The following is an 8,961-nucleotide window of genomic DNA, read 5'->3' on the forward strand; positions in this document are numbered from 1 at the left end:
GCGCCGCATCAAGATCACCCCGGAGGCGGATGCCGACGGCAACCAGGCCGAGGCGGTCGAATTCCTGATCCCGAAGGGCAAGCACATCTCCGTCCACGACGGCGATCTGATCCAGAAGGGCGACTACATCATCGACGGCAACCCGGATCCGCACGATCTGCTGCGTATCCAGGGCGTCGAGGCGCTGGCCGAGTATCTGGTGAACGAAGTGCAGGAGGTCTATCGACTGCAGGGCGTGCCGATCAACGACAAGCACATCGAGGTGATCGTTCGCCAGATGCTGCAGAAGGTCGAAATCCTGGATTCGGGTGAAACCACCCTGATCAAGGGCGATCACGTCGACATCCCCGAGGTCGATATCGAGAACGCCAAGGTCATCAAGCGCAAGGGCCGTCCGGCGATCACCCAGCCGGTCCTGCTGGGCATCACCAAGGCGTCGCTGCAGACCCGCAGCTTCATCTCGGCGGCGTCCTTCCAGGAAACCACCCGCGTGCTGACCGACGCCTCGGTCAACGGCAAGGTCGACAACCTGGAAGGCCTGAAGGAAAACGTCATCGTGGGCCGCCTGATCCCGGCGGGCACCGGTGCCTATCTGCGCGCGCTGCAGAAGGTCGCCAACGAGCGTGACGCGGTCCTGACCGATGCCCGCGAGGCGGCGGTCGAGGCCCTGCCGGCCGATCTGGCCGCCGAGCTGGAAGAGACCGACGGCTGAGTTCAGCCTGAGCAATGAAATGAAGCGGGGCGGTGTCGAAAGGCACCGCCCTTTTTCTTAGTTCTCGGGGGCCCGGCGCCGGTCGTGGCCGTCCAGCCCCTCGTCGAGGCTGTCATTGGCATCCTGACGGAAACCGGGATCCAGAAGCGCGCCCGGGCAGCCCATGCCGAAGTTCGACCCCGCACAGTCGCCGACACCGGTCACGCCCGTGCCGCCCGAAAGCGGCCTGCGCCGGGCTTCATAGGCATCCATCTCGCGGCGGCCCTCGGCGGCAAAGCGGGCGTCGCGGGCGGCATTGCCACTGCCCGAGATCGGCCGGGCCTGTGCGGCAGCTTCATTGAACGCCTCGTCGCAGAGGGCCTGCTCGGCGGCGGGCATGCGGCCGTTCCGGGCATTGCAGCCCAGCGTGCTGGTTCTCAGGCTGCGGGCCACGCGGGCGCGCTCGTCGGCGGGCCGGGCCAGCCAGGCCGGATCGACCAGGTCGGAGCCGGGCGCCCCGGGCGTCGCAGACCGCGCATCGGCCTGCACGGCGTCGTCTTCCTCATCTTCAGCACGGGTCAGGAGGTCGCGGGCCAGGGGCATACGATCCGAGGGCACGGCGTCGGCCGACGGTGAGGCCGGGGCGACCCGGGGGATGCGGGGCGTCTCGCCCTCCAGAAGCGGGCGCGGTTCGATCTCGAGATAGATCGGCGGACTATAGGGCTGGGTCGGCACGGGCGGATCGAAGCTGTTCAGGGCCAGCAGGCTCAGCACCAGACCGTGGGCCAGAACCGAACCGGCCACCACCAGCGGGTTGCGCACCCGGGGCCTTGCCACCGCGCCCATGAGCGCCTTCAGCCGTCTGGATCGGATCACGTGTGGCAGCCTCCCCGGTCAGGGGAGACAAGCGGGCAACCGTGGCCAGCTTGGGGCTGAAATGAGGGCCTATTCGCGGCGAAGCGCCTCAATCGGGTCCAGCTGGGCCGCGCGCCAGGCCGGATAGGCCCCGAACACCACGCCGACAAAGGTCGAAAAGCCGATGGCGAGCGGTGCGGCCCAGGCCGGAATCGCCGCCGGCCAGTCCCCGAACTTCGACATCAGCAGCGCCCCCCCGACGCCGAGCACAAGGCCCAGCAAGCCGCCCAGCAACGACAGCGCCACCGATTCGAGGGCGAACTGGGTCAGCACATCGCTGCGCCGCGCCCCGATCGCCATACGCAGGCCGATTTCGCGCGTGCGCTCGGTCACCGAGACCAGCATGATATTCATGATGCCGACCCCGCCGACCAGAAGCGACACCCCGGCCACGGCGGCCAGCAGGATGGTGAAGGTGGCGGTCGAGGACTGCGCGGCCTCCTGGATCGAGGTCAGGTTCTGCACATTGAAATCGTCTTCCTGACCGGGGCGGATGCGGTGCCGGTCCCGCAGCAGCTCGGCTACGTCCTGCTCCAGTCGATACAGGGCGTTCTCGTCGACCGCCTTGAGGTAGATCTGGTTGACGCTGTTCCCGCGAGAGCCCGATCCCCGCCCGATGACGCGGCTGCGCGCCGCGTCCAGCGGGATCACCACGATGTCGTCCTGATCCTGGAATCCGGACTGGCCCTTTTCGCCCAGCACACCCACGACGGTGAAGGGGATGGGGCCGATGCGCATGCGCTGGCCGACCGGATCGACGCCATCGCCGAACAATTCCCGCACGACCGTCTGGCCCAGCACGGCGACCTTGCGACCACTGTCGGCGGCGGCCTGATCGAACATCTGGCCCGAGACAATTTCCAGATCGCGCGCCACCAGATAGTCGGGCGTGACCCCCTCGATCCGGCTGGACCAGTTGGCGCCCTGATAGACCAGCTGCGCGCCGCCATTGATCGCCGGCGACACTGCCCGGACTCCTTCGAGAGTCCGCATCGCCTGGGCGTCGTCCACAGTCAGACTGGTGCCCGAGCCACCACCACCCCGCACAAATCCACCGCCCGCACCGCGGGGCGCGCCCGGCCGGATGACCAGCATATTGGTGCCCAGACTGGACAGGGCTTCCTCGACGCGCTGTTGGGCGCCCAGACCGATCGAGGTCATCATGATGACCGCCGCCACGCCGATAACGACCCCCAGCGAGGTCAGGGCCGAACGCATCGGGTGGGCGGCGATGGCCCCCACCGCAAAGCGGACCAGTTCAACAGGGCTCATGGTGGCGTCTGTCGGGCGGGGGGTGTTATCCGACATGGCGGTCGTCCGATACGATATGGCCGTCGCGGAAGGCGATGCGGCGACGGGCCCGGGCCGCGACCTCATTGTCGTGGGTGACGATGCACAGCGTCAGGCCCTGCCTGTTCAGCTCGTCGAACAGGGCCAGCACCTCCTGACCGGTGGCAGTGTCCAGCGCGCCGGTGGGTTCGTCGGCCAGCAGCAGGTCGGGGGCATTGGACAGGGCACGGGCGATGGCCACCCGCTGCTGCTGCCCGCCCGACATCTGGGTCGGCTTGTTGCCCAGACGATCGCCCAGGCCGACCCGCTCCAGCAAGGCCACAGCCCGGTCCCGACGCTCGGCCGCCGGAATACCGGCATAGATCATCGGCAGTTCCACATTCTGGACCGCCGTCAGCCGCGGCAGCAGCTGGAAGGACTGGAAGATGAAGCCGATCCGCCGGTTGCGGAAACTGGCCAGTTCGTCGTCGTCATAGTCGGCCACCGGATCGTCCTCGAAACGGTAATCGCCCGTCGTCGGACGATCCAGCCCACCCAGCACATTCATCAGGGTCGACTTGCCCGAACCGGAGGGGCCGACGATGGCCACATGCTCCCCGCGACCAATAGTCAGCGACACGCCGCCGAGCGCGTGGATGATGTTGTCGCCCATGACATAGGTCTTGGTCAGGCTTTCGATCTCGATCATCGGTCGGTCCTAGAAGCCACGCGGGCCACCGCCACCGCCGGTGACGCGGGCGGCCTGTTGCTGGGCGCGGGCATCCGGGGCTCGCGGTCCACCGCCCGTGATGACAAGGTCGCCCTCCTTGAGCTCACCGCCGATGACTTCGGTATAGGAGCCATCGGTGGCCCCGGTGATGACCGACACGCGCACGGGCTTGCCCTCGCGCATCACCCAGACAACGCCCCGGTTGCCGCCGCCGGCAAGACGCACACGCTGGGTTTCCAGAATCGCCTGCTGGTCGGGCCGCAGCAGCGGTTTGATCTCGTCCAGCGCGGCATTCAGGATCGCCGCCGAGGCCGGATTGCCGCCGCGTTGCCGCTGGCCGCCGCCCGCGCCCCGCTGGGCACGCATGTCCTGCTGGGCCTTTTCCAGAATGGGCATGACCGTCGTGCGTTGTCCGGCGTCCAGCTTCAACTCCTCGACCAGGGTGGTGACGATATTGCCGCGCCCGGCGCCGCGCTGGCGGTTGCCGCCCGCCGCAGGCGCTCCGAAGGGCGAGCCGCCGCCCCGGGCCTGACCGGCCTGCTGCGCGGCCACGACATCGCCGGGTGTAAAGCGCAGGGCCGCATTGGGCACGCGCAGAACATTGCGTTTCTCTTCCAGAATGATGTCGGCATTGGCCGTCATGCCGGGCAACAGCTTTTCGCCGGGATTGTCGGCCTCGACCACGACCGTATAGGCCACGACGCTGGACTCTGTGGTCGGCAGCACCCGGATCTGGGTGACCTGCCCGGTGAAATTGTCATCGGGAAAGGCGTCGACGGTGAAGCGCACCGTCTGGCCGACCCGGACCGAGCCGATATCGGCTTCATCGACCGTCACCAGCGCCTGTACCCGCGACATGTCCTGGGCCAGGGTGAACAGCACGGCGACGTTCAGGCCCGAGGCCACCGTCTGACCGGGCTCGATCTGACGGTCGATGACGATGCCGTCGATCGGCGCGGTGATGGTGGTCCGTCCCAGAGTCGCCTGATTGGCGCGCAGCTGAGCCTGCTGCTGGCGCACCTGGGCGCGCGCGCTCTGCTCACTGGCCCGGGCGGTGCGCAGCGACGCCTCTGCCGAGTCCAGCGCCGCCTGGGCGATGATCTGGCGGTCAAACAGGAATTTCTGGCGGTCATACTCAGCCTGCGCCAGGGCGACCTGCGCCTGGGCCTGGGCGACCCCCGCCTGTGCAGAGGCGATGGCGGCCTGCGATTGCTCAACCGAGGAACGCTGGTTCTCGGGATCCAGTCGGGCCAGCACCTGACCGCGCCGCACCCGGTCGTTGTAGTCGACCAGCACCTCGGTCACCTGGCCGGAAATCTGCGAGCCCACCTCGACCGTTACAAGGGCCTCAAGGGTGCCGGAGGCCGAGACACTGCGTACGATCTCGCCCGTGCGGATTGCCTCGGTCCGATAGGGATCCACGTCACTCCCGCCCCGCAGGAAGAAGAACCAGACGGCCACCGCGACCAGCAGGACACCGACGCCGCCGATGATCCAGCTGCGGCGGTTTCGCCTGCGCGGACGGGGTTTGGACGGGGCAGGGCCGGTCGATAGGGTCGAGGTCATGCGATCGGGTCTCATCGGTCAGTGGGGCCCGCCGGGGAGCAGGGACGTGAAGGCTTAACGCCGTGAATCGGCGTTTCCGTCGCAAACTCAGCACGAAACCCGCTGAACCGCAGATGAAGGTGGCCTGACCGGGTCTGTCCGGCCGTAACCCTTGACCCCGCCGCACCGCGCGCGTAGAAGGCGCCACCTTCGAGACGGGCCCCGGTCCGGACCGGACGTGACAATTAGCTTGAACGGGCTGTGCCCGCCGGAACGTCCATAGCGCACGTTCCGGCTTTTGCGTTTGTCGTGACCGGGTGGCCCAGCCGCCTCGAACCCAAACCCGGGACGCCTTCAGGGGCGCTCCAAAAAGAAGGCCATGAGGGGCGCACCGGCCGACAGGCACACGCCCCCGCGATTAGAAAAAGAGAGACGCGTTCGAATGCCTACGATCAACCAGCTGATCCGCAAGCCCCGTCAGCCCAAGGTGGCCCGTAACAAGGTCCCCGCCCTGAAGGGTTGCCCCCAGCGCCGCGGCGTCTGCACCCGCGTGTACACCACGACCCCGAAGAAGCCGAACTCGGCTCTGCGTAAGGTCGCCAAGGTGCGCCTGACCTCGGGTATCGAGGCGGTGTGCTACATCCCCGGCGAAGGTCACAATCTGCAGGAGCACTCGGTGGTCCTGATCCGCGGCGGCCGCGTGAAGGACCTTCCGGGCGTTCGCTATCACATCCTGCGCGGCGTGCTCGACACGCAAGGCGTCAAGGACCGCAAGCAGCGCCGTTCGCACTACGGCGCCAAGCGTCCGAAGTAAGCCTTCGCGCCCCCGAATATACGCCCGGCTGAGGCCGGTCCCCAGACAACCAAGAAGAGCAAGCCATGTCCCGTCGTCACCGCGCCCAGAAGCGTGAAGTTCTGCCGGATCCCAAGTTCGGGGATCTGATCGTCACCAAGTTCATGAACTACGTCATGTATGAGGGCAAAAAGGCCGTCGCCGAAAACATCGTCTACGGTGCGTTCGACATCCTGGCCGACAAGAAGAAGGACATGGAGCCGGTCGCGACCTTCCATTCCGCGCTCGACAACGTCGCTCCGGCCGTCGAAGTCCGCTCGCGCCGCGTCGGTGGTGCCACCTATCAGGTGCCGGTCGAGGTTCGCCCCGAGCGCCGTCGCGCCCTGGCCATCCGCTGGCTGGTCAACGCCGCCCGCAAGCGCGGTGAAAACACCATGACGGAAAAGCTGGCCGCCGAGCTGCTGGACGCCGCCAACAACCGCGGTACCGCCGTCAAGAAGCGCGAAGACACCCACAAGATGGCCGAAGCCAACCGCGCTTTCAGCCACTATCGCTGGTAGGCGCCTTCAAAGCGTCACCTGCATTGACTATCTGAGGGTTTCCGGCGCGGGCGGTTTCAGCTAAATCGCCCGCGCCGCTTATCCGCACAGACCGACTTTCCCGAGGGCGCTGAACGCGTCCTGATCTCACTTCAAGGCACGTTTTCTCATGGCCCGCATCAACAAGATCGAGGACTACCGCAACTTCGGCATCATGGCCCACATCGACGCGGGCAAGACGACGACGACCGAGCGGATCCTGTTTTACACCGGCAAGAACCACAAGATCGGCGAAGTGCACGACGGTGCGGCGACCATGGACTGGATGGACCAGGAGATGGAACGCGGCATCACCATCACCTCGGCCGCCACGACCGCCTTCTGGCGCGAGAAGCGCCTGAACATCATCGACACCCCCGGCCACGTGGACTTCACCATTGAGGTCGAGCGCTCGCTGCGCGTGCTCGACGGTGCCGTGACCGTGCTGGACGGCAACGCCGGCGTTGAGCCCCAGACCGAAACCGTCTGGCGCCAGGCCGACAAGTACCGCGTGCCGCGCATCGTCTTCGTCAACAAGATGGACAAGATCGGCGCCGACTTCGACAAGTCGGTCGAGTCGATCCGTGACCGTCTGGGTGCCAAGGCCGTGCCGATCCAGTTCCCGATCGGTTCGGAATCGAACCTGACCGGCCTGGTCGATCTGGTCCGCATGAAGGCCGTGATCTGGGACAACGACAACCTGGGCGCCAGCTTCCGCGACGAGGAGATCCCTGCCGATCTGGTCGACAAGGCCAATGAGGCCCGCCAGTACCTGATCGACAACTCGGTCGAGCTGGATGACGAGGCGATGGAAGCCTATCTCGAGGGCAATGAGCCGTCGGAAGAGACCATCAAGAAGTGCATCCGCAAGGCCGTGCTGACTGGCGCCTTCTATCCGATCCTGTGCGGCTCGGCCTTCAAGAACAAGGGCGTCCAGACCCTGCTTGACGCCGTCGTCGACTATCTGCCGTCGCCGGTCGACATTCCGCCGACCCCGGGCATTGACTTCAAGACCGAAGAGCCCGTCACGCGCCGCGCGTCGGACGATGAGCCCCTGTCGGTTCTGGCGTTCAAGATCATGGACGACCCCTTCGTCGGCTCGCTGACCTTCTGCCGTATCTATTCCGGCAAGATGGAAACCGGCATGGGCCTGCTGAACTCGACCCGCGACAAGAAGGAGCGCGTCGGCCGCATGCTGCTGATGCACTCGAACAACCGCGAGGACATCAAGGAAGCCTATGCCGGCGACATCGTCGCCCTGGCCGGCCTCAAGGACACCCGCACGGGTGACACCCTGTGCGACCCGATGAAGTCGCCCGTCATCCTTGAGAAGATGGAGTTCCCGGCGCCGGTCATCGAGATCGCCGTCGAGCCCAAGTCCAAGGCCGACCAGGAGAAGCTGGGCGTCGCCCTGGCCAAGCTGGCTTCGGAAGATCCGTCCTTCACCGTCTCGACCGACCACGAGTCGGGCCAGACCATCCTGAAGGGCATGGGCGAGCTGCACCTGGACATCAAGATCGACATCCTGAAGCGCACCTACAAGGTCGAGGCCAACATCGGCGCGCCGCAGGTCGCCTACCGTGAGTCCATCAGCCGCCGCGCCGAGATCGACTACACCCACAAGAAGCAGACCGGCGGTACGGGCCAGTTCGCCCGCATCAAGCTGGTGTTCGAACCCGGCGAGCCCGGCTCGGACTTCGTCTTCGAGTCGACCATCGTCGGCGGTGCCGTGCCCAAGGAATACATCCCGGGCGTCGAGAAGGGCCTCAAGTCCGCCAAGGACAACGGCCTGCTGGCCGGCTTCCCGGTGATCGACGTCAAGGCGACCCTGGTCGATGGTGCCTACCACGACGTCGACTCCTCGGTGCTGGCCTTTGAAATCGCGGCCCGCGCCGCCTTCAAGGAACTGCGCGAAAAGGGCGGACCCAAGCTGCTCGAGCCGATCATGGCCGTCGAGGTGGTGACGCCCGAGGAATACCTGGGCTCGGTCATCGGTGACCTGAACGGTCGCCGCGGCATGATCCAGGGTCAGGACATGCGCGGCAACGCCACGGTCGTGAACGCCTTTGTGCCGCTGGCCAATATGTTCGGCTATGTGAACACCCTGCGGGGCATGTCACAGGGCCGCGCCCAGTTCACCATGCAGTACGACCACTATGAGCCGGTGCCGCAACACGTCGCCGACGATGTGATCAAGAAATACGCCTAAACCCCACCCCCTGCTTTCGGCGGACCCCGGTCCGCCGGGGGCCTGAAACCCCAAGGACGAGCCCCCTTTTCAGGGGACGGAGAGAAGAGAATGGCCAAGGAAAAGTTTGAACGCACCAAGCCGCACTGCAACATCGGCACGATTGGTCACGTTGACCATGGCAAGACGACGCTGACGGCGGCGATCACGATGACGCTGGCCAAGGCCGGTGGAGCCAAGGCGATGGCCTAT

The 8,961-nt window shown here is 66.3% G+C and carries 8 protein-coding genes and 1 pseudogene; 5 read left to right on the forward strand and 4 right to left on the reverse strand.

The features are described 5' to 3' along the window. Positions 1-712: pseudogene (locus tag U1E69_RS03085) on the forward strand (DNA-directed RNA polymerase subunit beta'); the annotation flags it as partial. 57 nt (positions 713-769) lie between these two features. Here U1E69_RS03085 and U1E69_RS03090 read toward each other — a convergent pair. The 4 genes from U1E69_RS03090 to U1E69_RS03105 form a co-directional block, all read right to left on the reverse strand. Then, complete coding sequence (locus U1E69_RS03090; protein WP_322242778.1) at positions 770-1,567, reverse strand: hypothetical protein; 798 nt, start codon at positions 1,565-1,567, stop codon at positions 770-772. 69 nt (positions 1,568-1,636) lie between these two features. Further along, positions 1,637-2,878, reverse strand: a complete 1,242-nt coding sequence (locus U1E69_RS03095) for an ABC transporter permease (protein WP_322242780.1) — start codon at positions 2,876-2,878, stop codon at positions 1,637-1,639. A gap of 25 nt (positions 2,879-2,903) precedes the next feature. Continuing rightward, positions 2,904-3,584: an ABC transporter ATP-binding protein gene (locus U1E69_RS03100; RefSeq protein WP_305487219.1), complete on the reverse strand. Its 681-nt coding sequence runs from the start codon at positions 3,582-3,584 to the stop codon at positions 2,904-2,906. A 9-nt stretch (positions 3,585-3,593) separates the two neighbouring features. Continuing rightward, a complete protein-coding gene (locus tag U1E69_RS03105; RefSeq protein WP_322242782.1) occupies positions 3,594-5,186 on the reverse strand; it encodes an efflux RND transporter periplasmic adaptor subunit in 1,593 nt (530 codons plus the stop codon). Positions 5,187-5,592: 406 nt separating this feature from the next. Between U1E69_RS03105 and rpsL the strand changes: the two genes are divergently transcribed. The 4 genes from rpsL to U1E69_RS03125 all read left to right on the forward strand — a co-directional run. Next, complete coding sequence (gene rpsL / locus U1E69_RS03110) at positions 5,593-5,964, forward strand: 30S ribosomal protein S12 (RefSeq protein ID WP_209120136.1); 372 nt, start codon at positions 5,593-5,595, stop codon at positions 5,962-5,964. Between the two features lie 65 nt (positions 5,965-6,029). After that, positions 6,030-6,503, forward strand: a complete 474-nt coding sequence (rpsG, locus tag U1E69_RS03115) for a 30S ribosomal protein S7 (RefSeq protein ID WP_123286926.1) — start codon at positions 6,030-6,032, stop codon at positions 6,501-6,503. Between the two features lie 148 nt (positions 6,504-6,651). Beyond that, entirely contained in the window at positions 6,652-8,730 is a 2,079-nt protein-coding gene (fusA, locus tag U1E69_RS03120) for an elongation factor G (protein ID WP_322242784.1), read from the forward strand. A gap of 90 nt (positions 8,731-8,820) precedes the next feature. Next, positions 8,821-8,961 (forward strand): GTP-binding protein (locus tag U1E69_RS03125; protein ID WP_240007774.1); only part of this gene is annotated, 141 nt, incomplete at its 3' end.

Source organism: Tabrizicola sp. (genome assembly GCF_034366665.1).
GTDB lineage: Bacteria > Pseudomonadota > Alphaproteobacteria > Rhodobacterales > Rhodobacteraceae > Tabrizicola.